This window comes from Campylobacter concisus, from assembly GCF_902460705.1.
Taxonomy (GTDB): Bacteria; Campylobacterota; Campylobacteria; order Campylobacterales; family Campylobacteraceae; genus Campylobacter_A; species Campylobacter_A concisus_Z.
Genome location: NZ_CABPUP010000001.1, coordinates 388,008 through 414,106, shown reverse-complemented (window position 1 = coordinate 414,106; position 26,099 = coordinate 388,008). Strand labels below are relative to the sequence as shown.

22 protein-coding genes and 6 tRNA genes are annotated in these 26,099 nt (G+C 36.1%); all 28 read left to right on the top strand.

The window, feature by feature from the left end:
* Positions 1-159 precede the first annotated feature (159 nt).
* The 28 genes from F3G75_RS02100 to F3G75_RS01965 all read left to right on the top strand — a co-directional run bounded on the left by F3G75_RS02100 (position 160) and on the right by F3G75_RS01965 (position 26,073).
* Positions 160-235, top strand: a tRNA-Thr gene (locus F3G75_RS02100).
* A gap of 54 nt (positions 236-289) precedes the next feature.
* A tRNA-Tyr gene (locus F3G75_RS02095) sits at positions 290-374 on the top strand.
* Between the two features lie 7 nt (positions 375-381).
* Positions 382-458 (top strand) — tRNA-Gly (locus F3G75_RS02090).
* A gap of 126 nt (positions 459-584) precedes the next feature.
* Positions 585-659, top strand: a tRNA-Thr gene (locus F3G75_RS02085).
* Between the two features lie 73 nt (positions 660-732).
* Positions 733-1,932 (top strand): elongation factor Tu, encoded by a 1,200-nt coding sequence (gene tuf, locus F3G75_RS02080; protein ID WP_021090663.1) that lies wholly within the window; start codon positions 733-735, stop codon positions 1,930-1,932.
* Positions 1,933-1,989: 57 nt separating this feature from the next.
* Positions 1,990-2,148 carry a 50S ribosomal protein L33 gene (gene rpmG / locus F3G75_RS02075; RefSeq protein WP_035167196.1) on the top strand — a complete coding sequence of 53 codons (159 nt, stop codon included), beginning with the start codon at positions 1,990-1,992 and terminating at the stop codon, positions 2,146-2,148.
* A gap of 13 nt (positions 2,149-2,161) precedes the next feature.
* Positions 2,162-2,237: transfer RNA gene (locus F3G75_RS02070), tRNA-Trp, on the top strand.
* Between the two features lie 17 nt (positions 2,238-2,254).
* The gene (gene secE / locus F3G75_RS02065; RefSeq protein WP_035167317.1) at positions 2,255-2,434 is read left to right on the top strand and encodes a preprotein translocase subunit SecE; all 180 of its coding nucleotides are present in this window, start codon (positions 2,255-2,257) and stop codon (positions 2,432-2,434) included.
* A gap of 16 nt (positions 2,435-2,450) precedes the next feature.
* The gene (gene nusG / locus F3G75_RS02060; protein ID WP_021090793.1) at positions 2,451-2,981 is read left to right on the top strand and encodes a transcription termination/antitermination protein NusG; all 531 of its coding nucleotides are present in this window, start codon (positions 2,451-2,453) and stop codon (positions 2,979-2,981) included.
* A gap of 10 nt (positions 2,982-2,991) precedes the next feature.
* Complete coding sequence (gene rplK / locus F3G75_RS02055) at positions 2,992-3,417, top strand: 50S ribosomal protein L11 (RefSeq protein ID WP_021091067.1); 426 nt, start codon at positions 2,992-2,994, stop codon at positions 3,415-3,417.
* A gap of 59 nt (positions 3,418-3,476) precedes the next feature.
* The gene (gene rplA, locus F3G75_RS02050) at positions 3,477-4,178 is read left to right on the top strand and encodes a 50S ribosomal protein L1 (protein ID WP_021091006.1); all 702 of its coding nucleotides are present in this window, start codon (positions 3,477-3,479) and stop codon (positions 4,176-4,178) included.
* Positions 4,179-4,283: 105 nt separating this feature from the next.
* On the top strand, positions 4,284-4,769 hold the full coding sequence (gene rplJ, locus F3G75_RS02045) for a 50S ribosomal protein L10 (protein ID WP_072594865.1): 486 nt from the start codon (positions 4,284-4,286) through the stop codon (positions 4,767-4,769).
* A 31-nt stretch (positions 4,770-4,800) separates the two neighbouring features.
* The gene (gene rplL, locus F3G75_RS02040) at positions 4,801-5,181 is read left to right on the top strand and encodes a 50S ribosomal protein L7/L12 (protein WP_021090592.1); all 381 of its coding nucleotides are present in this window, start codon (positions 4,801-4,803) and stop codon (positions 5,179-5,181) included.
* 118 nt (positions 5,182-5,299) lie between these two features.
* A complete protein-coding gene (gene rpoB, locus F3G75_RS02035; protein ID WP_149716372.1) occupies positions 5,300-9,445 on the top strand; it encodes a DNA-directed RNA polymerase subunit beta in 4,146 nt (1,381 codons plus the stop codon).
* Entirely contained in the window at positions 9,432-13,946 is a 4,515-nt protein-coding gene (rpoC, locus tag F3G75_RS02030) for a DNA-directed RNA polymerase subunit beta' (RefSeq protein ID WP_149716371.1), read from the top strand. Before rpoB ends, rpoC begins: the two co-directional genes overlap by 14 nt.
* Before the next feature lie 121 nt (positions 13,947-14,067).
* Positions 14,068-14,457 carry a DoxX family protein gene (locus F3G75_RS02025; protein WP_149716370.1) on the top strand — a complete coding sequence of 130 codons (390 nt, stop codon included), beginning with the start codon at positions 14,068-14,070 and terminating at the stop codon, positions 14,455-14,457.
* A 131-nt stretch (positions 14,458-14,588) separates the two neighbouring features.
* Complete coding sequence (gene rpsL / locus F3G75_RS02020; RefSeq protein ID WP_021090705.1) at positions 14,589-14,987, top strand: 30S ribosomal protein S12; 399 nt, start codon at positions 14,589-14,591, stop codon at positions 14,985-14,987.
* Between the two features lie 78 nt (positions 14,988-15,065).
* Positions 15,066-15,536 carry a 30S ribosomal protein S7 gene (rpsG, locus tag F3G75_RS02015; protein WP_149716369.1) on the top strand — a complete coding sequence of 157 codons (471 nt, stop codon included), beginning with the start codon at positions 15,066-15,068 and terminating at the stop codon, positions 15,534-15,536.
* A gap of 12 nt (positions 15,537-15,548) precedes the next feature.
* The gene (gene fusA / locus F3G75_RS02010) at positions 15,549-17,627 is read left to right on the top strand and encodes an elongation factor G (protein WP_103624494.1); all 2,079 of its coding nucleotides are present in this window, start codon (positions 15,549-15,551) and stop codon (positions 17,625-17,627) included.
* A 77-nt stretch (positions 17,628-17,704) separates the two neighbouring features.
* Positions 17,705-17,781 (top strand) — tRNA-Arg (locus F3G75_RS02005).
* 404 nt (positions 17,782-18,185) lie between these two features.
* Positions 18,186-18,563 (top strand): rhodanese-like domain-containing protein, encoded by a 378-nt coding sequence (locus F3G75_RS02000; RefSeq protein ID WP_149716368.1) that lies wholly within the window; start codon positions 18,186-18,188, stop codon positions 18,561-18,563.
* A gap of 151 nt (positions 18,564-18,714) precedes the next feature.
* On the top strand, positions 18,715-19,149 hold the full coding sequence (locus F3G75_RS01995) for a Dps family protein (protein WP_021090517.1): 435 nt from the start codon (positions 18,715-18,717) through the stop codon (positions 19,147-19,149).
* An 83-nt stretch (positions 19,150-19,232) separates the two neighbouring features.
* The gene (locus tag F3G75_RS01990; RefSeq protein ID WP_149716367.1) at positions 19,233-19,820 is read left to right on the top strand and encodes a hydrogenase-4 component G; all 588 of its coding nucleotides are present in this window, start codon (positions 19,233-19,235) and stop codon (positions 19,818-19,820) included.
* Between the two features lie 133 nt (positions 19,821-19,953).
* On the top strand, positions 19,954-20,391 hold the full coding sequence (locus tag F3G75_RS01985; RefSeq protein WP_149716366.1) for a hypothetical protein: 438 nt from the start codon (positions 19,954-19,956) through the stop codon (positions 20,389-20,391).
* Positions 20,392-20,644: 253 nt separating this feature from the next.
* The gene (locus F3G75_RS01980) at positions 20,645-21,850 is read left to right on the top strand and encodes a major outer membrane protein (RefSeq protein WP_149716365.1); all 1,206 of its coding nucleotides are present in this window, start codon (positions 20,645-20,647) and stop codon (positions 21,848-21,850) included.
* A gap of 92 nt (positions 21,851-21,942) precedes the next feature.
* Entirely contained in the window at positions 21,943-22,500 is a 558-nt protein-coding gene (locus F3G75_RS01975) for a c-type cytochrome (protein ID WP_149716364.1), read from the top strand.
* Positions 22,501-22,545: 45 nt separating this feature from the next.
* Positions 22,546-25,641, top strand: coding sequence for a cytochrome c biogenesis protein CcsA (locus tag F3G75_RS01970; RefSeq protein ID WP_149716363.1), 3,096 nt, complete (start codon positions 22,546-22,548; stop codon positions 25,639-25,641).
* A complete protein-coding gene (locus F3G75_RS01965; RefSeq protein ID WP_149716362.1) occupies positions 25,642-26,073 on the top strand; it encodes a fatty-acid--CoA ligase in 432 nt (143 codons plus the stop codon).
* Positions 26,074-26,099: the final 26 nt, after the last annotated feature.

The following is a 26,099-nucleotide window of genomic DNA, read 5'->3' as shown; positions in this document are numbered from 1 at the left end:
TTTCATAAATGCTTAATGATGTATTATGAATTTAAATCTAATAAAAATTTGTATTCTTAAATGGCTGTATTTTATAATTTTAATTTTTATGAAAATTTTTTAAATTTCCCTTGACTTTTACATTGTTTTGATATATAATTGCCACTTCACAAAACAGGTGCTGGTGTAGCTCAGTTGGTAGAGCTACTGCCTTGTAAGCAGTGGGTCGGCGGTTCAAGTCCGTTCACCAGCTCCATTTTTTGTAACAGTGTTTGACCAGAAAATACCAAAATAGTTTATTAATGTTTAAGGTGAGATACTCAAGCGGCCAACGAGGGCAGACTGTAAATCTGCTGACTATGTCTTCCGTGGTTCGAATCCACGTCTCACCACCATTGTTATGCGGGAGTAGCTCAGTTGGCTAGAGCATCAGCCTTCCAAGCTGAGGGTCGCGGGTTCGAGCCCCGTTTCCCGCTCCAAAATTTGGGAAAATAAACTGGGAGCTGTATCTAGATTTTACTAAACACAGTTATTCCTTACTTTATTTTCAAAATTTTTAGTTGTTTGTATTATTTAATTGGAATCATCTCTGCCAAGCGTTTTTCGCTCATATGGCTCAGAGGTAGAGCACTTCCTTGGTAAGGAAGAGGTCGCGGGTTCAAGTCCCGCTATGAGCTCCACTGGTTAATATGATTTTATTATGATTATACAAATTTGGTAAGAAAAAGACATATATCACATACGGAGGAAAAGATGGCTAAAGAAAAATTTTCACGTAACAAGCCGCACGTAAACATAGGTACTATTGGTCACGTAGATCATGGTAAAACTACATTAACAGCTGCAATATCTGCTGTTCTTTCACGCAAAGGACTTGCTGAGCTAAAAGATTATGATAATATTGATAATGCTCCAGAAGAAAAAGAGCGTGGTATTACAATTGCTACTTCACATATTGAGTACGAGACAGAGAAACGCCACTATGCTCACGTTGACTGCCCTGGTCACGCCGACTATGTAAAAAATATGATTACAGGTGCTGCACAAATGGATGGAGCTATTCTGGTTGTTTCTGCAGCTGATGGCCCAATGCCACAAACTAGAGAGCATATTTTGTTATCACGCCAAGTTGGTGTTCCATACATTGTTGTTTTTATGAACAAAGCTGATATGGTTGATGATGCTGAGCTTCTTGAATTGGTTGAAATGGAAATCCGCGAATTACTTAATGAGTATAATTTTCCAGGCGATGATACACCTATTGTTTCTGGTTCAGCACTTAAAGCTCTTGAAGAGGCAAAAGCTGGTCAAGATGGCGAATGGTCAGCAAAAATTATGGAATTAATGGATGCAGTTGATAGCTATATTCCAACTCCAGTTCGTGCAACAGATAAAGACCTTCTTATGCCAATCGAAGATGTTTTTTCGATTTCAGGTCGTGGTACAGTTGTAACTGGTAGAATTGAAAAAGGTGTTATAAAGGTTGGTGACACAATTGAAATTGTTGGTATTAAGCCAACTCAAACAACAACAGTTACTGGTGTTGAAATGTTTAGAAAAGAGATGGATCAAGGCGAAGCTGGTGATAATGTCGGCGTTCTTCTTCGTGGTACTAAGAAAGAGGATGTTGAGCGTGGTATGGTTCTTTGCAAGCCTAAATCAATTACCCCTCATACAAAATTTGAAGGCGAAGTCTACATCTTGACAAAAGAAGAAGGTGGTCGCCATACTCCTTTCTTTAATAACTATAGACCACAATTCTACGTAAGAACAACTGATGTTACTGGTTCAATTACGCTTCCAGAAGGAACAGAGATGGTTATGCCAGGTGATAATGTAAGAATTTCTGTTGAATTGATTGCTCCAGTAGCACTTGAGGAAGGCACTCGTTTTGCTATCCGTGAAGGTGGTAGAACCGTTGGTTCAGGTGTTGTTTCAAAAATACTTGGTTAATTTATAAAAATTTGTCAAAGGGAGGATATTCCCTTTGATATCTTGATAAGGACTTATATGAGAATTAAAATTGGTTTAAAATGCTCCGAAAGTGGTGATATAAATTATACAACAACAAAAAATAGTAAAACTACTACAGACAAAGTTGAGCTTAAAAAGTATTGCCCGAGATTAAAAAAACATACTATTCATAAAGAAGTTAAATTAAAAAGTTAATTAAGAAGCTATTAGGGCAATAGCTCCAACGGTAGAGCGCTGGATTCCAAATCCAATGGTTGGGGGTTCGAATCCCTCTTGCCCTGCCACGACTAAGGTTAAGATTATGGAAAAAATTATAAATTATATTAGGCTTTCTAAATTGGAAATAATGAAGGTTATCTATCCTACAAAAGAACAAATTAGAAATGCTTTTTTTGCAGTTTTTATCGTAGTTGCTGTTGTATCACTTTTTTTAGCTCTTGTTGATGTTATTATGTCCTTTGTTTTATCTAAAGTTATATGATATAAGGAAAAAAGTAATGTCACATAAATGGTATGCTATACAGACTTACGCTGGAAGCGAAATGGCAGTAAAAAGAGGAATTGAAAATTTAGTAAAAGATCATGGAATAGAAGATCAACTAAAAGAAATTATAGTTCCTACAGAAGACGTAATAGAAATAAAAAATGGTAAGCAAAAAATCAACGAAAGAACTCTTTACCCAGGTTATGCTTTTGCGTGCTTAGATCTTGATACGGCTCTTTGGCACAGGATTCAATCTTTACCAAAAGTTGGACGTTTTATTGGTGAGGCCAAAAAACCTACGCCATTATCTGAAAAAGATATAAATACTATTTTGGAAAAAGTTCAAAAAAGGGCTGCACCAAAACCTAAGATATTCTTTGAGGATGGTGAGAGTGTTCGTATAACAGAAGGTCCTTTTGCTAACTTTACAGGTATTGTTGAAGAATATGACATGATACATGGCAAACTTAGACTTAATGTTTCTATTTTTGGTAGAAGTACCCCTGTTGATATTTTGTATTCACAAGTTGAGAAGATAATTTAAGGAGCAAGAAATGGCTAAAAAAGTTATAGGTGAAATAAAATTACAAATTGCTGCAACAAAAGCAAATCCTAGTCCACCAGTTGGTCCAGCTCTTGGACAAAAAGGTGTTAATATTATGGAATTTTGTAAAGCCTTTAATGAAAGAACAAAAGACATGGTTGGGTTTAATATTCCAGTTGTTATAACTGTTTATGCTGATAAGAGTTTTACATTTATCACAAAACAGCCTCCTGCTACAGATCTTATTAAAAAGGCTGCAGGTATAACAAAAGGAACTGATAATCCTTTAAAAAATAAAGTAGGTAAATTAACAAAAGCTCAAGTTCTGGAAATAGTTGAGAAAAAACTTGTTGATTTGAATACAAATGATAAAGAGCAAGCAGCCAAGATTATTGCTGGCTCAGCTCGCTCAATGGGTGTTGAAGTAGTAGACTAAAGCCTTTACCGTCAGGTTGATTAGCAAAAGACGGAAGCAATATATATGCGGAGAAATTTATGGGAAAAACTAGCAAGAGATTTCAAGAATTGCTCAAAAAAGTAGAGCAAGATAAAATTTATAACCTTAGCGAGGCTATTGACACAGTTAAAACTCTGGCTTCTGCTAAATTTAATGAAACAGTTGAGATCGCATTAAAATTAAATGTTGATCCAAGACATGCTGATCAAATGGTTCGTGGTTCAGTAGTTTTGCCAGCTGGTACAGGTAAAACTGTAAGAGTTGCTGTTATTGCAAAAGATGCTAAAGCTGATGAGGCTAAAGCAGCTGGTGCTGATATTGTTGGTGCAGATGATTTAGTTGAAGATATTCAAAAAGGTATAATGAATTTTGATGTTCTTATAGCTACTCCAAATTTAATGGGCCTTGTAGGTAAGGTCGGTAGAATTTTAGGACCAAAAGGATTAATGCCAAATCCAAAAACTGGTACAGTTACAATGGATGTTGCACAAGCAGTTAATAATGCAAAAAGTGGTCAAGTAAATTTCCGTGTTGATAAGCAAGGAAATATACATGCAGGCCTTGGTAAAGTTAATTTTACTAAAGAACAATTAAATGAAAATATTTCAACATTTATTAAAGCGATCAATAAACATAAGCCTGCAACTGCAAAGGGTAGATATGTTAAAAATGCTTCGTTGTCTTTGACAATGAGCCCATCTATAGCTCTTGATACTCAAGAAGTTATGGACTTAAAATAAAACTAAAAATTAAAATTTATATCTTAGATTGGAGATAGCCGAGGCCATTGGGCTTAATTGATTCGACCCGCTCTGCTTGAAATTACCGGTCGGAAAGGAGAAAAAGTGACACGTAACGAAAAAACTGAAGTTGTTGCAAAATTAGAGAGTGAATTTAAAACTGCTGAAGCTATTATAGTTTGTGACTATCGTGGCCTTTCAGTAAAGAAACTTGAAGTTTTAAGAAATTCTGCTAAAGAACAAAATGTAAAAGTTCAGGTTATTAAAAATACTCTTGCAAATATTGCTCTTAAAAATTCTGATAAAGTCGGAATGGAACTCAAAGATACAAATATCTATCTTTGGAGCGAAGATCAATTAGCAGTAACTAAAGTAGCCGCAAAATTTGAAGAGTCTAATGCTGATCTTTTCAAAATAAAAACAGCTTATATTGATGGCGAAGTTGCTAGCGTTGATAAAGTTAAAGCTCTATCTAAAATGCCTAGCCGTGATGAGCTTATTGCGATGCTTTTACAAGTTTGGAATGCGCCAATTCAAAATTTCACAATTGGTTTGAATGCGCTTAAAGAGAAAAAAGAACAATCAGCTTAATTTAAATTAAAAAAAATAATAAGGATTAAAAATGGCAATTACTAAAGAAGATGTATTAGAGTTTATATCTAATCTTTCTGTACTTGAACTTAGTGAACTTGTAAAAGAGTTCGAAGAGAAATTTGGTGTTAGCGCTGCTCCTGTAATGGTAGCAGGTGGTGCTGTTGCAGCAGGTGGTGCAGCAGCTGCAGCAGAGGAAAAAACAGAATTTAACATTGTTTTGGTTGATTCTGGTGATAAGAAAATCAACGTTATTAAAGTTGTTAGAGCGCTTACTGGTCTTGGTCTTAAAGAAGCTAAAGACGCAGTTGAGGGAACACCATCTGTTCTTAAAGAAGGCGTTAGCAAAGATGAGGCTGAGGCAGCTAAAAAAGAGCTTGAAGAAGCTGGTGCTAAGGTTGAACTTAAATAATTTTTTATTATTTGAGCTTAATATTTCAAGAGAGGGCAAAGCCCCTCTCTTTTTTAAATTTTAGATGCCTTTTTAAAAGGCTATACTTTTCTTTCAAAATTACCACGAGGTAGATGCAATGTTAAATAGCTTATACTCAGGAAATCGTCTTAGGGTTGACTTCTCTAATGTCGTTAAGGAGATAGACGTTCCGAACCTACTACAACTACAAAAAAAGAGCTTTGATAATTTTTTAAATTTAAATAACAATCAAGCAGAAAGCGGTATAGAAAAAGTTTTTAAATCAATCTTTCCAATACATGATCCGCAAAATCGTTTGACTTTAGAATATGTTGGCTCAGAAATTGGAAAACCAAAATATACGATCAGAGAGTGTATAGAAAGAGGTCTTACATACTCTGTAAATTTAAAGATGAAAATACGCCTTATCGTTCATGAGAAAGATGATAAGACAGGTGATAAAGTCGGTGTTAAAGATATAAAAGAACAAGAAATTTTTATACGTGAAATTCCACTAATGACTGATAGAATTTCATTTATTATAAATGGTGTTGAGCGTGTTGTTGTAAATCAACTTCATAGAAGCCCAGGTGTTATTTTTAAACAAGAAGAGAGCGCGACCGTTGCAAATAAATTAATTTATACAGCTCAAATAATACCAGACCGTGGCTCTTGGCTACACTTTGAATATGACACAAAAGATATTTTATATGTTAGGATAAATAAACGCAGAAAAGTACCAGTAACTATATTATTTAGGGCACTTGGATATAAAAAACAAGATATTATTAAGTTGTTTTACCCGATACAAAATTTAATTATTAAAAATAACAAATTTTTAACTCTTTTTAATCCTGAAGATTATTTGGGAAGAGTTGAATATGATATAAAAAACGAAGATGGAGAAATTCTTCACCAAGCAGGCAAACGTCTTACTAAGAAAAAAGCTGACAAGTTGATCGAGGATGGAGTAAAATTTGTTGAATACCCAGTTGAAGCACTTATTGGTAGATATTTGGCAAATCCTGTAATAAATACAGAGAGTGGAGAAATTTTATATGATACACTATCTGCTCTTGACGAGAATAAACTTGCAAAAATTTTAGCTGAGCATGAAAGTATTGAGATTATAAATAACTCTGCTGCTGGTGTTGATGATGCAATTATAAATTCTTTTATAGCTGACAACGATATGCTTAAGGTTTTAAAACAAACTGAGGGCGTGGATGATGAAAATGATCTTGCGGCTATTAGAATTTATAAGGTCATGAGACCAGGAGAGCCAGTTGTTAAAGAGGCTGCAAAGAGTTTTGTAAATGATATGCTATTTAACCCTGAGAGATACGATTTAACAAAAGTTGGTCGTATGAAAATGAACCATAAGCTCTCTCTTGATGTGCCAGAATACGTTACTTTATTAACAAGTGAAGATATCATAAAAACTGCGAAATATCTTATAAAAGTTAAAAATGGACAAGGTCACATTGATGACCGAGATCACCTTGGCAACCGCCGTATAAGGTCAATCGGTGAGCTACTTGCTAGCGAACTTCACCTCGGTTTTGTAAAGATGCAAAAGGCAATCCGCGATAAATTTACAAGCTTAAGCAATAATACTGAAGAGATTATGCCATACGACCTTATTAATCCAAAAATGATTACTGCTACGATTATGGAATTTTTTACGGGTGGTCAGTTAAGCCAGTTTATGGATCAGACAAACCCACTTAGTGAAGTTACTCACAAGCGCCGTCTATCTGCGCTTGGCGAGGGTGGATTAGTAAAAGAACGTGCTGGCTTTGAGGTGCGTGACGTTCACCCAACTCATTACGGCAGAATTTGTCCAGTTGAGACTCCAGAAGGTCAAAATATTGGTCTTATCAATACACTTTCAACCTATGCAAAAGTGAATGATCTTGGCTTTGTTGAAGCGCCTTACAAAAAAGTTGTAGATGGCAAAGTGACTGATGAGATAGTTTATTTAACTGCAACTCAAGAAGAGGGCAATGTTATAGCTCCAGCATCAACTAAACTTGATGAAAATGGACACATCGTTGAGGACTTGATTGAAGTTAGAAAAGATGGCGAGATGATGCTTGCCCGTAGAGAAGATGTTACTTTGATTGACCTTTGTTCTGGTATGATAGCTGGTGTTGCGGCTTCACTTATTCCATTTCTAGAGCATGATGATGCTAACCGTGCTCTCATGGGTTCAAACATGCAACGTCAGGCAGTGCCACTACTTCGCTCAACTGCTCCTATTGTTGGAACAGGTATGGAAAGCGTTATCGCAAGAGATGCGTGGGAAAGCGTAAAAGCAAGACGTAGTGGCGTGGTTGAAAAGGTTGATAATAAAAATATATTTATTTTAGGCGAAGACGAAGCTGGTCCATATATCGATCATTACTCTTTGGAGAAAAATTTAAGAACAAACCAAAATACGACTTTTTCTCAACATCCGATAGTTAAAAAAGGTGATGAGATCGTTGCTGGTCAAATAATTGCTGACGGTCCAAGTATGGAAAAAGGCGAGCTAGCCATTGGTAAAAACGCACTAATTGCATTTATGCCTTGGAATGGCTACAACTACGAAGACGCGATCGTCATTAGTGAAAAAATGATACGTGAAGATGCTTTTACAAGTGTCCATATCTATGAAAAAGAGATCGAGGCTCGTGAGTTAAAAGACGGAGTTGAGGAGATAACAAAAGATATACCAAACGTCAAAGAAGAGGAGCTTATGCACCTTGATGAGAGTGGTATTGTCAAAATTGGTACAGAGATCAAGCCTGGCATGATCCTTGTTGGTAAAGTATCTCCAAAAGGCGAGGTTAAGCCAACTCCAGAAGAAAGATTACTACGTGCGATCTTTGGTGAAAAGGCTGGCCACGTGGTAAATAAATCGCTATACGCTTCAGCTTCAATGGAAGGCGTAGTTGTTGATGTTAAAATTTTCACCAAAAAAGGATATGAAAAAGATAGCAGAACAAATAAAGCTTACGAAGAAGAGAAGACTCTTTTAGAAAAAGAACATCACGATAGACTACTTATGCTAGACCGCGAAGAGATGTTAAAAGTTACAGCACTTCTTTCTAAAAATCCACTAGCGAGTGATCAAGAGGTAAATAAAAAAGAGTATAAGAAGGGCTCAAAGATCAATAAGGCTGATCTTGAAAACATAAATAGATTTACTCTAAATGCTATCGTTAAAAGCTTTTCAAAAGATATCCAAAAGAAATATGATGAGCTAAAAAATTACTTCCAAAATGAGAAGAAAAAGCTCAAAGAAGAGCACGATGCTAAGATAGAAATTTTAGAAAAAGATGACATTTTACCAAGTGGCGTTGTAAAACTTGTAAAAGTTTATATAGCTACAAAACGCAAACTAAAAGTTGGCGATAAAATGGCTGGACGTCACGGTAATAAAGGTATTGTTTCAAATATTGTAAGAGAAGTTGATATGCCTTACCTTCCAAGCGGTCAGATCGTAGACATCGTGCTAAACCCACTTGGTGTTCCAAGCCGTATGAACATCGGTCAAATTTTAGAGAGCCACCTTGGTCTTGTTGGCTATCGCTTAGGTGAGCAGATAAATGAAATCTTTGAAACTAAAAAAGGCGAGTGGATAAAAGAGCTAAGAGCTAAGATGATAGAGATAGCAGGTGTTGCTAAGCTAATGGACGCTAAAAAAGCTCTTGGTAAGATGAGTGATGAGAAGCTTCTTGAATATGCAAAAGATTGGAGTAATGGCGTAAGATTTGCAACTCCGATTTTTGAAGGCGTTAAAGCTGACGAATTTGCAAAACTATTTGAGATGGCAAAGATAGATAGCGACGGCAAAACTGAACTATATGACGGACGCACAGGCTCAAAGATAAGAGAACGTGTTAATGTTGGTTGTATGTATATGCTAAAACTTCACCACTTGGTTGATGAGAAAGTTCACGCAAGAAGTACTGGACCATATAGCCTTGTTACACAGCAACCTGTTGGTGGTAAGGCACTATTTGGCGGTCAAAGGTTTGGTGAGATGGAGGTTTGGGCACTTGAGGCTTACGGCGCCGCCCATACACTAAGAGAGATGCTAACTGTAAAATCAGACGATGTTGAGGGAAGACTATCTGCTTATAAAGCTTTAACAAGAGGCGAAAACGTTCCTGAGACTGGTATCCCTGAGACGTTCTTTGTTCTAACAAACGAGCTAAAATCACTAGCTCTTGATGTAGAAGTATATGATGAGGATGAGACAAATGAAACTAACTAATTTAAAACCAGTTGAGATAAAAGAAGAGCATAGACCTCGTGATTTTGAAGCTTTTCAACTTCGTTTAGCAAGTCCTGAGAAGATAAAATCTTGGAGTTATGGCGAGGTTAAAAAACCAGAGACTATCAACTACCGTACGCTAAAACCTGAGCGTGACGGCTTATTTTGTGCGAAAATTTTTGGACCGATCCGTGATTACGAGTGCCTTTGTGGCAAATATAAAAAGATGCGTTATAAAGGCATCAAGTGCGAAAAGTGCGGTGTTGAAGTAACAACATCTAAAGTTCGCCGCTCTCGCATGGGTCACATTGAGCTTGTAACTCCAGTGGCTCATATCTGGTATGTAAATTTCTTACCAAGCCGTATTGGCGCACTTCTTGGTATTAAAATGAAAGACCTTGAGCGTGTACTTTACTATGAGGCATACATTGTTGATAATGCTGGTGAGGCTTATTACGACAATGAAAATTCTAAAAAAGTTGAGAAATACGATGTTTTAAACGAAGAGCAATATCAAAGCCTAGCTTCAAGATACGAAGAGACTAGTTTTACAGCTAGAATGGGTGGCGAGGTCATCTATGATATGCTAGCTGAGCTTGATTTGATGGAAATTTTAAATCAACTAAAAGAAGAGATGGAGTCTACAAATTCAGAAGCCAAGAAAAAAACTATAGTAAAACGTCTAAAAGTTATCGAGAGCTTTTTAAATTCAGGTAACCGCCCAGAGTGGATGATGATAACAAATTTACCAGTTCTTCCACCTGATCTTAGACCGCTAGTCAGCCTTGATGGTGGTAAATTTGCTGTTTCAGACGTAAACGACCTATATCGCCGCGTAATAAACAGAAATAGCCGTCTAAAACGTCTACTTGAGCTTGACGCACCTGAGATCATTATCAGAAATGAAAAGAGAATGCTTCAAGAAGCTGTTGATGCGCTATTTGATAATGGCCGCAGAGCAAATGCAGTAAAAGGTGCAAATAAGCGCCCACTAAAATCACTAAGCGAGATCATCAAAGGTAAGCAAGGCCGTTTCCGCCAGAATTTGCTAGGTAAGCGTGTTGACTTCTCTGGACGTTCTGTTATCGTCGTTGGCCCAAAACTAAAAATGGATCAGTGTGGTCTTCCAAAGAAAATGGCTCTAGAACTATTTAAACCACATTTGCTTGCTCGCCTTGAAGAAAAGGGCTATGCAACAACTGTTAAGCAAGCGAAAAAGATGATAGAAGATAAGACAAATGAGGTTTGGGAGTGCCTAGAAGAGGTCGTTAAAGACTATCCAGTCATGCTAAACCGTGCTCCAACACTTCACAAGCTTTCCATCCAAGCGTTTCACCCAGTGCTTGTTGAAGGCAAGGCGATTCAGCTTCACCCATTAGTTTGTGCTGCATTCAACGCGGACTTTGACGGCGACCAAATGGCTGTTCACGTACCACTATCACAAGAGGCTATCGCTGAGTGCAAAATTTTGATGCTTAGCTCAATGAATATTTTGCTTCCAGCAAGTGGTAAGGCTATCACAGTCCCTTCACAAGATATGGTTTTAGGAATTTATTATTTAAGCCTAGAGAGAAATGATGAAAAAGGTGCAAATAAAATTTTCTCAAGCGTTGATGAAGTAATGATCGCTGAAGAGGCTAACACTCTTGGCCTTCACGCTAAAATCAAGACTATGGTTGATAATAAGATCATCTTTACGACGGCTGGTCGCTTGATTTTAAGAGCTATACTTCCTGATTTTGTTCCTGAAAATATGTGGAATAAGATCATGAAGAAAAAAGATATTGCAAATTTGGTTGATTATGTTTATAGAAATGGTGGTCTTGAAGTAACGGCCGATTTTCTTGATAAGCTTAAAAATTTAGGCTTTAGATATGCGACAAAAGCGGGAATTTCTATCTCTATCGCAGACATCATCGTGCCTGATAGCAAGCAAAAATATATCGACGAAGCTAAGAAAAAAGTTCGCGAAATTCAAAAGCAATACGGCGCTGGTCTTTTAACAGATAGTGAGAGATATAACAAGATCATTGATATCTGGACAGATACAAATAACAGCGTTGCAAGCGAGATGATGAAGCTTATTCAAAGTGATAAAGGTGGATTTAACTCAATTTATATGATGGCAGACTCAGGTGCGAGAGGTAGTGCAGCGCAGATTCGCCAGCTAGCTGGTATGCGTGGTCTTATGGCAAAACCTGATGGTTCGATCATCGAAACGCCGATCATTTCAAACTTCCGTGAAGGTCTAAATATAATGGAGTACTTTAACTCTACCCACGGAGCTAGAAAAGGTCTTGCAGATACAGCGCTAAAAACAGCCAACGCCGGTTATTTAACAAGAAAACTAATCGACGTTGCTCAAAATGTTAAAGTAACAATGCACGACTGCGGTACGCACGAGGGCGTTGAAATCACAGATATTACTGAGAGTGGCGAGCTAATAGAAAGCCTTGAAGAAAGAGTATTAGGCCGTGTTTTAGCAGATGATGTGATCGATCCTATAACTAATGAAATTTTATTTAGTGAGGGCACACTACTTGATGAAGAAAAAGCTAGAGCTATAACTGAGGCTGGCATAAAATCAGTGAGCATTAGAACTCCTATTACTTGCAAAGCACCAAAAGGCGTTTGTGCAAAATGCTACGGCTTAAATTTGGGTGAAGGTAAACTTGTAAAACCAGGTGAAGCAGTTGGTATCATTTCAGCCCAATCTATCGGTGAGCCAGGTACACAGCTAACACTAAGAACATTCCACATTGGTGGTACGGCTTCTACTGAGCAACAAGATCGTCAAGTAATTGCTCAAAAAGAAGGTTTTATCAGATATTACAACCTTAATACTTATGATAACGGCGATAAGAAGATCGTTGCAAATAGAAGAAGCGCAGCTGTACTACTTGTTGAGCCAAAGATTAAATCAACGATTGACGGTAAAATAGAGATCGAATATGCCCACGAAGATGTAAATATCGTGATAAAAGGTAAAAAAGAAGAGGTTAAATATACAATTAGAAGAAATGATCTTGCTAAACCAAATGAATTAGCTGGTGTTAGCGGAAAGATCGAAGGAAAGATGTATATACCTTATGTAAGTGGCGATAAGGTAAAAGAGAATGAAAGTATCGTTGAGATCATAAAAGAGGGTTGGAATATCCCAAATCGTATCCCATACGCTAGTGAACTTAAAATTTCAGACGGAGATCCTGTAACTCGTAAAATTTTAGCCGACGCAAATGGTGTGGTTAAATTTTTCATATTAAAAGGTGATTATCTTGATAGGGTTAAAGATATCAAAAAAGGTCACAAAGTAACTGAAAAAGGTTTCTTTGTGGTTGTTTCTGATAAAGATGGACGTGAGGCGGTTCGCCATTATATCCCAAGAAATTCTATCATCCAAGTTTCTGATAATGATGCAGTTGAGAGAGCTACTGTAGTTTCATTACCTGAAAAAGATGATAAGTTGATTATTGCTGAGTGGGACCCATACTCAACTCCAACTATTGCTGAAGAAGCTGGTGTGGTTAGCTTTGAAGATATTGAACCAGGATATAGTGCGACTGAGCAAGCTGATGAGGCGACTGGACAAAGACGTCTTGTTATCAATGAATACTTACCAAGCGGTGTAAAACCTGCGATTATTATCGCTACTAAAAAAGGAAATTTAATCAAGTATCCGCTTGATCCAAAAACTGCGATCTTTGTCTCAAGTGGTGATGAAGTAGCTCAGGCTGATATTTTGGCTAAGACCCCAAAAGCTGTTGCTAAGTCAAAAGATATTACCGGCGGTCTTCCAAGAGTAAGTGAGCTATTTGAAGCAAGACGCCCTAAAAATACAGCTATCGTTGCAGAGATTGATGGCGTGGTTAGATTTGATAAGCCACTTCGCTCAAAAGAGCGCATAATCATCCAAGCTGAAGATGGCACAACTGCTGAGTATTTGATCGAGAAAAGTCGTCAGATCCAAGTAAGAGATGGGGAATTTGTCCATGCTGGTGAGAAACTAACTGATGGACTAATCTCAAGCCACGATATTTTAAGAATTCTTGGCGAAAAAGCACTTCATTATTATTTGATTAGCGAGATTCAACAAGTTTATCGCCGCCAAGGTGTTGCGATCGCAGATAAACATATCGAGATCATCGTCTCTCAAATGCTTCGCCAAGTCAAAATCGTCGATAGCGGAAATACAAATTTCATAGTTGGCGATATGGTCTCAAGAAATAAATTTAAAGAAGAGAACGAGCGTATCATGAACATGGGTGGTGAGCCAGCTATTGCTGAGCCGATCCTATTAGGTGTTACAAGAGCAGCTATCGGAAGTGATAGTGTGATCTCTGCTGCATCGTTCCAAGAGACAACTAAAGTCCTAACGGAAGCATCTATCGCTGCTAAATTTGACTATCTTGAGGATCTAAAAGAGAATGTTATCCTCGGGCGTATGATCCCAGTTGGTACTGGTTTTTATAAGGATAAAAAAGTAAAAATCAAAGAAAACTAATACTTCAAGCCCCTATTTTTGGGGCTTAACCTCTTTATAGAATTAAATCAATTAAAAATTTACAAGCTATTAACTATCACCTAATAAAATCCTTATCTTTAAATCACATCATGGAGAATTTATGAAAAACATTGATCTTGGACTTTTATTTATACGTTTAGGACTTGGTATCTGCCTTTTTATGCATGGTTTTGGTAAAATTTTACATGGACTTAGTGAGGTAAAAGGTATATTAGTAAATGCTGGTTTGCCTGGATTTTTGGCATATTTTTCTTACCTTGGAGAGGTCTTAGCGCCAATTATGTTAATTATTGGTTTTTATTCAAGGGTAGGCGCTATCCTAGTTTTAGGTACTAGTATTACTATTTTATACTCGTACTATGGATTTGCAAATTTATTTGCATTAAATGAAGTTAATGGTTTTAAATCAGAACTTATTTACCTTTATATTGCTATTTCACTTTGTATTCTTTTGATAGGTAGCGGCAAATATGCTGTCAAGCAAGACTAATACAAAATAAAGACAGCAGAGTTTTTATAAAATCAAGAATTATATGAGTAAGTCTAACTTATTAACCGTTATTTAAGTTTATTTTAAATAAAATTAGGTCTTTTTAATAAATTTAGTTGAAAGGAATTATTGTGCCAACCATAAATCAATTGGTCAGAAAAGAACGCAAGAAAGTGACTGTTAAGTCAAAATCTCCAGCGTTAAAAGAGTGCCCTCAAAGAAGAGGAGTTTGCACTAGGGTTTATACTACAACTCCTAAAAAACCAAACTCAGCTTTGAGGAAAGTTGCCAAAGTTAGGCTAACAAGCGGTTTTGAAGTCATCAGCTATATCGGTGGCGAAGGTCATAACCTACAAGAACACAGTATCGTTTTAGTTCGCGGCGGTAGGGTTAAAGACTTACCAGGTGTTAAATATCACATCGTTCGTGGTGCGCTTGATACTGCTGGTGTTGCAAAAAGAACAGTTTCTCGTTCTAAATATGGTGCAAAACGCCCTAAAGCTGGCGCTGCAGCTGCAACAAAAAAGTAAAAATTTAGGTTCGCAGACGTTGCTAAAATTTGCAAACGTTTGAGTAAAATTTCATAAAAATTTGAAGGAAAGATCAAAATGAGAAGAAGAAAAGCCCCTGTAAGGGAAGTCTTACCTGATCCGATTTACGGAAATAAAATAATCACTAAATTTATTAATTCTCTTATGTATGATGGCAAAAAAAGCGTCGCTACTGAGATAATGTATGGTGCTATTAAAGCCATAGAAAAGAAAAATGTTGAGGTTAAAGGTATCGACGTTTTTAATGATGCTATTGAAAATGTAAAACCTATTTTAGAAGTTAAATCACGCCGTGTTGGTGGTGCTACTTATCAAGTACCAGTTGAGGTTCGCCCAGCTCGCCAACAAGCTCTTGCTATCCGCTGGCTTATAACTTACGCCAGAAAAAGAAGCGAAAGAACTATGATAGATAAACTAGCAAATGAGCTCTTAGATGCGGCAAACTCAAAAGGTGCATCTTTCAAGAAGAAGGAAGATACTTACAAGATGGCAGAGGCTAATAAAGCATTTGCTCACTACCGCTGGTAAGAAAGAATTAATATGGCAGAGAGAAAAACGCCTTTACATAAGGTAAGAAATATCGGTATTGCGGCTCACATTGATGCTGGAAAGACAACTACTAGTGAGAGAATTTTATTCTTTACTGGCATGAGCCATAAAATAGGTGAGGTTCATGATGGTGCTGCTACCATGGACTGGATGGAACAAGAAAAAGAGCGTGGTATTACTATTACTTCGGCTGCAACTACGGCATTTTGGAAGGGTTATCAAATAAACCTAATTGACACTCCGGGACACGTTGACTTTACTATCGAAGTTGAGCGTTCTATGCGTGTTCTTGACGGTGCTGTTTCAGTATTTTGTTCTGTTGGTGGTGTTCAACCACAATCAGAAACCGTTTGGAGACAAGCAAATAAATATCACGTACCAAGAATCGTTTTTGTTAATAAAATGGATAGAATCGGCGCAAATTTCTTTAGAGTTGAAGAGCAGATTAGGGAAAGACTAAAAGCAAACCCGATACCTATTCAAATTCCTATAGGTGCTGAGGATAACTTTAGAGGTGTGGTTGACCTTGTAAGAATGAAAGCTTATGTTTGGAATGATGAGAAAAAACCAACTGACTATGTTGAAGAAGAAATTCCAGCTGAAGTTAAAGATAAAGCAGAAGAATATCGTGCGAAACTAATCGAAGCAGTTTCAGAGACAGATGATAGCTTGATGGAGAAATTTTTTGCTGGTGAAGATCTAAGTGAAGAAGAGATCAAAAAAGGTATAAAAGCAGGCTGCTTGAGAATGACTATCACACCTATGCTTTGTGGAACTGCGTTTAAAAACAAAGGAATTCAACCTCTACTTGATGCTGTTGTTGATTACTTGCCGGCTCCAGATGAAATTGAAGCTATTAAGGGCGTATATGAAGATGGCACTGAAGTAACTGTTGAAAGCACTGATAATGGTGAATTTGCAGCTCTTGCATTTAAGATTATGACTGACCCATTTGTTGGACAGCTAACATTTATTCGTGTTTATAGAGGAAGCTTGGAAAGTGGTAGCTATGCTTATAATACCGTTCAAGATAGTAAAGAGAGAATCGGTCGCTTGCTAAAAATGCACTCAAATAAACGTGAAGAGATTACTGAGCTTTTCGCTGGTGAGATCGGCGCTGTTGTTGGTCTAAAAAATACTTTAACAGGTGATACTCTAGCTAGTGAAAAAGATAAGGTTATCCTTGAAAGAATGGACTTCCCTGAGCCAGTTATTAGTGTTGCAGTTGAGCCAAAGACAAAGGCAGACCAGGAAAAAATGGCGATCGCTCTTCAAAAACTAGCTCAAGAAGACCCAAGCTTTAGAGTTAGCACTGATGAAGAGAGCGGACAAACTATCATTAGTGGTATGGGTGAACTTCACCTTGAGATCATTGTTGATCGTATGCTTCGTGAATTTAAGGTAGATGCTGAAGTTGGACAACCACAAGTTGCTTATCGTGAAACTATTCGTAAGACAGTTGAACAAGAGTATAAGTATGCTAAACAATCAGGCGGTCGTGGTCAATACGGTCACGTATTTTTACGTATTGAGCCGCTTCCAGCTGCTAGTGGATTTGAATTTGTTAATGATATCAAAGGTGGTGTTGTTCCAAAAGAATATATTCCAGCTGTTGAAAAAGGTTGCAAAGAGGCACTTCAAAGCGGTGTTCTTGCTGGTTATCCAGTCGAAGATGTTAAAGTTACCCTTTTTGATGGTAGCTACCATGAAGTTGACTCATCTGAAATGGCATTTAAACTTGCTGCTTCAATGGGCTTTAAGGAGGGTGCTAGAAAAGCAGGTGCTGTTATTCTTGAGCCTATGATGAAGGTTGAAGTTGAAACTCCAGAAGAGTATATGGGTGATGTTATAGGCGACCTTAATAAACGCCGTGGACAAGTAAATTCAATGGATGATAGAAATGGTGTGAAGATCATTGCAGCTTATTGCCCATTAGCTCAAATGTTTGGCTATTCAACAGATCTTCGCTCAATGACTCAAGGCCGTGCAACTTATTCAATGGAATTCGATCACTACGAAGAAGTTCCTAAAAACGTAAGTGATGAGATCATTAAAAAAAGAAATGGCTAATTAACCAAAGAAGGGCAGAGTAATCTGTCCTTTAAAAATTAAATTCTTATAAAGTCTATCTACAAAATATATGAATTGTCCTCATAGCTCAGCTGGATAGAGCGTAGAATTCCTAATTCTAAGGCCACAGGTTCGAACCCTGTTGGGGACACCATCCATCATGCAATCATTTTTGTAAAATATAAAGTGCTCAAACAAGTGTTTTTAAAATATACTAAAACGTATAATAAGATATAGCAATTTATAAAAAATATTCTTATAAAGATCGGCATAACGCAGGTTAAGGGAAAAATAAAAAGAATAAACTTTTAAGAATAAGATCATAAGTGATATGCAAATAAGATCACTAAAATCAAAGAAAAATTTTTATAAAATATGTGTAATGGTAAGCAGCTATATTTTTTGGTTTATCTATATATGCATTCGTAGTGGGTTTAGCTTTTTTATCAACACATTATATTATTAATTTTTATCTAAACTAATAAATTTTATCAACAAAAATTTTTATATATTTAATAATCCGTGCTAACATTTCAAAAATTTATTTAAGGAGAATAGATGAAAAAAATTTTACTTTTAGGAGCCGTTTGTTGCATGTTGTCAGCTGATGTTAAAACCGTTAACATAAGCCCAGATGAGATCAAAAAATATGATCAGATTATCGATATAAGAACTCCATCTGAGTGGCAAGAGACTGGCGTTATCGCAGGTGCAAAGACTATAACTTTTAATCCAAACGATAAGAGTGCATTTTTGGAGGAGCTTTCAAAGGCAGTTGATATCAAAAAACCTATTGCTCTTGTTTGCAGAAGTGGCAGAAGAAGTACGGCAGCAGCCGCAGTGATAGATAGCTCAGATCTTAAGATAATAAATTTAGATGGAGGTATGAGTAGCTTGATCGAACAAGGCTATAAAACTACGCCTTATAAAAAATAGATAAATTTTGTGATCCTACATTTGACTACAAGATAAATTTATTTTGTAGTCAAATTTTTATATCAAATAATAAAATTTATTATTTGATTAACTACCGATTAACTCTAGCTATATATAATTTCATCATATTTACAATAAAGAAGGAGACAAAATGTCAAAAGTTATTTTACAGTTAAATGTTATTCAGGCTGATGCAAATGCACTTTATATTAAATTTCACGACCTTCACTGGAATGTAAAAGGTATTCAATTTTTTAGCGTTCATGAATACACAGAAAAAGCTTATGAAGATATGAGTGAGATATTTGACGATGCAGCTGAGAGAGCTCTTATGCTTGGTGGCAGACCTATCGTCAAGGCTGAGGAGCTAGCAAAAGTTACTCATATCAAACACGAGCCAAAAGAAATTTACACTCCAACTGAGGTTTTAGAGATTGTCTTGGCTGATTATAAACACCTTTTGGGTGAGTTTAAAAAGCTTGACGAGCTTGCAGAAGGCGATACAACAACTCAAATGTATGCACAAGATCAAATCGCAAAATTTGAAAAAGCAATTTGGATGCTAAACGCAACACTTAGCAAATAACTACTAGCGGGAGTTTTCCCGCTCTATCTAAATAAATTCTGCTTTTTGGCGATATTGATTTTATAAATTTTAAGGGAGCCAAAATGAAAATTTCTCAAATCGCAAACTCATATAATAATTCAAGCCTAAAAGAAAATGTAAAATCAGAAATTTCGCTTCATAAAGATGAAAAGGATATCTCTAAAAAAGAGTCAGAAATTACAAATTTAACGGCCAAAGACATTTCAAATAGCTACTTTTTGCAGTATCAAAAAGAGATCGTTAAAAGTAGTAGTTCAAATTTATTAGCTCAAGGTGGCTTAAGCTTTAATGTGCCTAAAAATTTATCAGAAATTTTATCAGGACTTGATTTTGCAAGTATCGGCTATAACGGTAAATCCTTAAATGAGCTAAGTAGTGACGAGGCAAATGATCTTATTAGCGAGAATGGATTTTTTGGTGTCACAAATACGGCTGATAGGATAGCTAGCTTTGTGTTAAATGGTGCAGGTGATGACGTGGAAAAACTAAAAGCTGGTAGAGAGGGTGTGGCAAAGGGCTTTGAGGATGCGAAGAAAATTTGGGGAGGTGAGCTTCCTGAAATTTCTCAAAAGACTATTGAAAAGACCCTTGAGACACTTGATAAAAAGATCGCCGAGCTTGGCGGCAACGTTTTAAATGTTTCAGCTTAACTATCTTAGGTAGGCTCGCCTAAGATAAATTTGTATGATCGTGTATATAAATTTAAATACAAGCCTTTAATTTCCCACAAAATTTATTTAATCTTAAAAGTTATACTTTGCCGTTTTACACTAAGGAGAAGAGATGAAAGCTAAAATTTTACTTCCACTGGCAACTGCTATCATGTTTTTGGGTTGCTCATTTTTTGAGGACAATCCACCAGTGCGAAAACAGCCAAGACAGGTCATGCAAAATACACCAGTGAAAAGCTCGATCAAAGGTTTTATAAAAGAGGTTACATATAAAGATTCAAAATACTGCTATGAAATAGTGGCGAGCGATACAAAAAATCACAAACTCAATAAAGCAAATTTTTGTGCAAATAGATACTATTATGATAAAGGTGACTTGGTCTATGCGACCTTTTATGCAGATAAACTTATAGATATGCTTCTTATAAAAGAGGGCGGCTCTCGTGGCTTATATAATGGTATAAAAAAGCCGCAAAATGATGTAATTATTAAAAGAAAAAATGTAAAAACAAATATCGAAGTGCCAAAAGAGGAAAAAATTTCTTTTTAATTACCGTTGATTTACTGCTTGCTTATATAATTTCAACAGCAATCAAAACTAGAACTCCTTTTAAGGGGCAAAGCAACAGCCCCTTTTTCTTTTACTCCATTTTTTAGAGATTGTTTTTAAGGTTAAATCATCAAAATATACCTCTTTTTTGTCAAAACAGGTAAACGATCGGTAACTGAAATTAAAAATTTTAAGCTTCATATTAAATTTTATTGATTATAATCGTCAGCACAAAACCTTAAAAGGAGAAAAAATGAAACTAACAAAAATTAGTTTAGCCGCTTTGGTTGCTTTAGGTGCATTTTCAAGCGTAGCAAGTGCTACCCCACTTGAAGAAGCTATAAAAAATGTAGATCTTTCAGGATTTGCAAGATATAGATATACAAATACTCACAATAAAGATACAGATCAAAGTGATGTTGTAAAAAAAAGTAAAGCTAATCATCAATTTAGAATGGTTACAAACTTTAAAGCCGCTATTGATGATAACTTTTTTGGTGTTATCGGCCTAAGATACACTGCTAATGATGGTTCAGGCGATAATGCAGCTGGAACAGATACAACAAATACAACTGAAAAATTTAATGTTCATCAATTTTACCTAGGCTACAACGTAGGTGGTACTACTATCACAGCCGGTAAACAAGCTATTGGTTCATACTTTACTGATGATGCGGTTGGTACAGGTATAAGAATAGTAAATAAAGATATCGAAGGTCTTACACTTACAGCTTTAGCATTTGATGCGATTGAGAACGAATGGGTTGATGGCGAACTTCATGAAAAAATTGCTGCGAAGAGCTATGACGTAGGTAACTTATATGCAGCTGGTATCGCTGGCTCATATGATCCTATTAACTTCCAACTATGGTATGCTAGCTTAACAAATTTAGCTGACTTACTTGCAGCTGATGTTTCAGCAAATTTTGCTATTACTGATGATGTTTCTTTGGGTGCAAGACTTAACTATGTAAATAGTACAGCTGACGTTAGTGCAAAAAGCAAGCTTGGCTACAATGATGGTAACTTCTATGCTGGCGAACTTTCAACTTCACTATTTGGCTTTGATTTGGCTGGTGGTTATATCGGTTGGAAATCTCAAGATAAAGCTATTTCAGCATTCTCATTTGAAGACCAAGGTGACCTAATAGATGTTGGCGAAGATGTATTTGACTGGACACATGCAGAAGGCAAAGGTAACTTCTTCTATGCAACAAGTGCATATGCATTTGATAAATTTACAGTTGGCTTGGATTATGTAAAAGGCAATATAAAAACTGCAGGAGCAAATAATCAAGATGTAAAAGAGAAAATAGAAGAATTTGTTCCAAGATTTGCTTATCAATATAGCAAGAAGTTGAAATTTAGCTCATTCTATTCTTTCCAAACTCATAAAAAACCTAATGATGTGAAGGAAAAAGAAGACAAATTTAGATTTGAAGCTAAATACTCATTCTAATCGTAGCTCATTAATCAACTTATGATATAATCCCGGGTCGGAGCAATCTGATCCGGGATTTTTAAATTTAGAGCAAAATTTCAAGGAAAATTATGAAAAGTATTAAAATTTCTTTTTTGGCGTGTTTTTTGGTGGCAAATGCCTTTGCAGCTTCACAAGTCTACTATATAGAAGCTCGTGGTGAGTTTGGTAAAGAACTTGCTGAAATGGCAAAAAAGCAGGCTAATGATAGAAATGAAAAAGTAAATGTCTATGTTGATGAAGATCCAAGACGCTATAAAGATAATAGAATTTTAAAATTAGGCGTTGATAGAAAGGGCAGATATAGTGTTTCTTTAGGTAAGGAGCTTTATGAAAAGCAATGTGCTAGCTGTCATGGCGAGAATGCTGATAAAAGGCCATTTGGTTCAACGCCTCTAAAAAATATGGATGCTAAGGATATTGAAGATAGCATCATCTCTTATAGAAGTGACTCAAATTTTGGTGGAAGCGGTAAAAATGTAATGCAAAACCAAGCCAAAATTCTTTCAAATAATGACCTTGGTGCGATTCTTGCCTATCTAAAAGGTAAAGATGCATTTGCTGAACAAGACGCAAATGAAAACAAACCAGTCTCTACTCAAACAAAGCAAGGCAGTTATTTAAGATAAGTTTTACTTTGATAGCTTTGTCATAATATAAATAAAAGGAAGCAGATGTTAAATCCAAAATCATTATTTTTAAGTATGGGCTCAGCTATCATTTTGATGATAATCTTTGCCATAGCTAGTGGAGCCGCTACGATAATAGAAAGTAAAACTAGTACAGAAGCTGCATGGTACTATGTTTATGGTGCCAGCTGGTTTGCTCTCATTCAACTACTTCTTGGTATAAATTTGACCTATAATATCTTTAGATACAACTTAATAGATCCTAAAAAACTCCCTTCGCTTATCTTCCACCTTGGTTTTATCGTTATCTTAATCGGTGCTGGAATAACAAGATATCTTGGCTTTGAGGCTGATATGCATATAAGAGAAAAAACTCAGTCAAATATCGTTACGACAAAAATATCCTATTTAAATTTAACCGCATTAAACGATAATGGAGAAGAGATAAATGCTGCTTTGCCGTTAGGACTTTCTGATGTAAAAAAAGGTTTTGATCTAAAGCTAAAAATAGCAGATAATGAAGCTAATTTAAAATTTAAAGAATTTGTGCCAAATGCAAGCTATAAGTTTGTGGATGATAAAAATGGGCAACCAGTAGTGGAATTTGTGGTTTCAAACGAGAGTGAAAGCGAAGAAATTTTCTTATTGGAAGAAGAGGAAGCAAGAGTTGCAGATATTAGTTTTATCTTTAATGCTAAGCCAGACGAGAGTAAAAAATATGTGCTTTTTAAATTAGTGGACGGAAATTTCACAGTTACTTCAAATACTGATCTTTCAAAATTTACAATGAGCGATAGCTCAAAAACTGAGTTAAAAGCTGGTAGTGTAAATGATTTTGGCATGGGCAGTCTTTATACTATTTCAAATATAAATTTTGCTCCAAGATTAGTTTCAACTCATGCTTTAAGAAAGCTAGTTAGCACAAAAGATAGCGAATTTAACGCCTTGATAGCTGAATTAAATTATAAAGGCGAGAGTAAAGAGATGCATATTTTTTATAACTTAACAGAGCCTTCACGCTTAGCTGTGGCTGGACAAAAATTTAACGCTTCATGGGGTGCGCAGCAAGTTAAACTTCCGTTTAGCCTATACTTAAAAGACTTTGAGCTTAAAAGATATCCTGGTTCAAATTCGCCTATGAGCTACTCAAGTGAAGTTATTGTAAAAGATGATACAAACATGTCGGGGCTTGACTATAAAATTTATATGAATCATGTGCTTGACTATGATGGGTATAGATTTTTCCAAAGTTCATATGATACAGATGAAAAAGGAACCATTCTCTCTGTAAATAAAGATCCAGGCAAGATACCAACTTATATCGGCTACTTTTTGCTTGGACTTGGCTTTGTGTTAAATGTTGTAAATCCTGGTAGCCGTTTTAGAAAGCTAGCTAAGTTAATAGACAATGAATCAACAAAAGGCGGTAAAAAGGTTGTTGTTATCATTGCCATTATGCTTTTAAGTTTAAATTCTAGCTCATTAAAGGCTGAAGACTTTTTGCCTAATATCAGCAAAGAGCACACACAAAAGCTTTCTAGGCTTATTGTGCAAAGCTCAGATGGTAGAATGAAGCCATTCGATACTCTTAGCAAAGAAATTTTAAATAAAATACATAGAAGCGAGAATATAAATAGCCTAAACTCGAATCAAGCGATGCTTTCAATAATGGTAACGCCTGATTTTTGGCGAAATGAAAAAATTATCTCACTTGGGCAAAGCAAGGAGCTAAAAAAAGAGCTTGGCATAGATGAAAATGCAAAATATGCAAGTTTTAATGATTTTTTTAGAGCCACAAAAGATGGCGGAAGTGAATATAAACTCACAAAATTTGCCGAAATTGCTAATCGTAAGCATCCTGGATCACGCAATACATTTGATAAAGATGTGATAAAGATCGACGAGAGATTGAACGTTTTTTATATGATATTTATTGGTGAAATTTTTAAAATTTTTCCAAAACAAGATGACTCATCAAACTCTTGGTATTCGCCTGCTAGTGCTATGATGTACTTTCCGCCTAAAGAGGCCGATCTAGTCATTAATATGATGAGAGAGTATTTTGCAGCAGTTGATGCAGCAACAAAAGATAATGATTGGAGTAAGGCTGATGCTGCACTTGATAAAATTTCAGCCTATCAGCAAAAGTATGGTTCTGCTGTAATGCCAAGTGAAGAAAAGATAAATATAGAAATTTTGTTTAATAAAATTCAAATTTTTGAGCGATTGACACCGGTTTATCTTTTGGCTGGCCTTGCGCTTTTATTTTTTGTTTTTGTCAAAATGCTAGCTCCAAAAGTTCAGATAAATGGCATTGTAAGAGTTGTATACATTATAAATTTACTAGCTTTTCTTGCTCATACTGTCGGACTTGGACTTCGTTGGTACATTGCTGAGCATGCGCCTTGGAGTAATGCTTATGAATCGATGGTCTATATCGCTTGGGCTCTAGGACTTTCTGGTATCGTCTTTGCAAAACGTAGCCCTATCGCTCTTGCTCTTACGTCAATATTGGCTGGTGTTACATTGTTTGTTGCGCACCTTAGCTGGATGGATCCACAGATCACTACACTTGTACCAGTGCTTCAAAGCTACTGGCTAACAATACATGTTTCTGTCATTACTGCAAGTTATGGATTTTTAGGGCTTTGCGCGTTACTTGGTGGCTTTACACTATTGCTTATCATTTTACAAAATAAGAAAAAGCCAAATCCAGAAATTTCTCGCAATATCCTCGAAGCTACCCGTATAAATGAGATGGCTATGATACTAGGACTTAGCTTGCTTACTCTTGGAAATTTCCTAGGCGGTGTTTGGGCGAACGAGAGTTGGGGCAGATATTGGGGCTGGGACAGCAAGGAGACTTGGGCGCTAGTTTCGATACTTGTTTATGCCGCAGTTCTTCATATAAGATTTATCCCAAAACTAAACAACCAGTATGCGTTTGCAGTGGCTTCATTTTTTGCTTATTGGTCGATTATTATGACTTATTTTGGTGTAAATTTTTATTTAGCTGGCATGCACTCGTATGCAGCTGGCGATCCATTGCCAGTGCCTGATTTTGTCTGGATTAGTATCGTGATAATGGTGCTTATGAGTGTTTTAGCATTTACAAAGCGATCACTTTGCTCAAGGCTTTAGATGCTAATAAAAGGTCTAATAGTTTTCTTTATTGTATTGCTATTAATTGCAATTTGTGCGTTAATCTATATACTTTTAAGAAATAGAGATTATAGCACCGAAACAAAGGAACTTGCATTAGAAAAAGAAGAGATAACGATCGAAAAGCTTGAAAAGCTTGCGGGTGATAATAGTTTAAGTAAAAACGAGCTTTTCGAACTTATTCAAATCTTTGTAGGAAATTTTAGTATACCAGCCAAAAATAACCAAATCATGCCAAAAGAAGCAAATAACTATATAAATTTCATAATTTTAATCTGCTCTCATAAAAATTCTGATGCGAAGCTCATTAGTTTTTTGGACAAAGAAGCTAAAAAGAAAAACCCAAGCTACATTGTCGAAATAGAAGAGAGTGAAAAAATTGGCATAGAAAATCGCAAAAATCGTAGATAAATTTATTCAAAAAAGTGTAGTTAAAA